1 protein-coding gene is annotated in these 265 nt (G+C 54.7%); it reads left to right on the top strand.

Annotation, left to right across the window (positions count from 1 at the left end; translation table 11 throughout):
• A partial coding sequence (locus SB765_RS30465; RefSeq protein WP_410932599.1) for a phosphoadenosine phosphosulfate reductase family protein occupies window positions 1–265 on the top strand: 265 nt, incomplete at both ends.

Raw genomic sequence — 265 nt, 5'->3', positions numbered from 1 at the left:
AACGCCCTGAACGAACTGCCGAAGGTAGATCGCATTCTGGCGCTGGCGGAAACTAACGCCCAACTGGAAAAACTGGACGCTGAAGGCCGCGTAGCCTGGGCGCTGGATAATCTGCCCGGTGAATATGTGCTTTCTTCCAGCTTCGGCATTCAGGCGGCGGTGAGCCTGCATCTGGTGAATCAGATTCGGCCGGATATTCCAGTGATCCTCACCGATACCGGTTATCTGTTTCCGGAAACCTACCGCTTTATTGACGAGTTAACGG

Source organism: Pseudomonas sp. SIMBA_067 (genome assembly GCF_046534675.1).
Classification (GTDB): Bacteria; Pseudomonadota; Gammaproteobacteria; order Pseudomonadales; family Pseudomonadaceae; genus Aquipseudomonas; species Aquipseudomonas putida.
This window is presented reverse-complemented; position numbering and strand designations above follow the sequence as displayed.